The sequence below is a fragment of the Psychrobacter sp. 1Y4 genome (assembly GCF_051847555.1).
This window is the reverse complement of record NZ_JBPYDE010000676.1, coordinates 1-656: the sequence shown is the minus strand read 5'-3', so window position 1 is coordinate 656 and position 656 is coordinate 1. Positions and strand designations below refer to the sequence as shown.

Here is a 656-nt window from a genome sequence, read left to right as displayed (position 1 = left end):
GCCCGCCTTTAATTGGTTTAAGCGCTTAATTATTGTGGCATTTATCTTGTTGAGTATTGGTCTATTTATGACCTTTGGACATTTTTGGGGTCAATCGAGATAGGCTTTACTCGCTAACCCTCTTCTCTAGTTCTAATAACTCTAAATCTGTACGTTTTGGCTCGCCATTATTACCATCGTTGGGAAACGGTATTTTGTTACCATTTAATTGATAGCCACGGCGCTGATAGTAAGCCAAAAGCTCAGGGCGATGACTCAAGATAGACATGGTCAGGCGGCTCGGCTGATTCTGTGACTGTAAGTGGCGATCCGCAAAGGTCTCAGCCGCTTGTAGTATGACATTGCCAACGCCCTGCCCTTGAAGCGCAGGATGCACTGCAAACATCCCGATATAAGCTTTTTTGTTTAAGTTGGCATCGGTTTTAATATCGACAGCGATACAGCCAAGTATCTCACCTGTTTCTTCTGCCTCACGCTCACCTGTCGTGGTCTTTGGATAGACAAACAGATAGTGTGTGGGATTGGCAATCGTACTCGCCAGCTCCTCTGGCGTAATACGAATACCGCCGACCAAGTCCGCCTCATTGGTCCAGCCCGCTGTCTCTCGATAGCAGCAGTTCAATAGTTGCTCAAGTGCGCCGATATCGTCCGCTTTA

1 protein-coding gene is annotated in these 656 nt (G+C 47.0%); it reads right to left on the bottom strand.

The genetic code is table 11. The features are described 5' to 3' along the window. Window positions 1-106 precede the first annotated feature (106 nt). Window positions 107-656: GNAT family N-acetyltransferase (locus ACS8FC_RS18275; RefSeq protein ID WP_439297831.1), on the bottom strand; the 550-nt coding region annotated here is incomplete at its 5' end.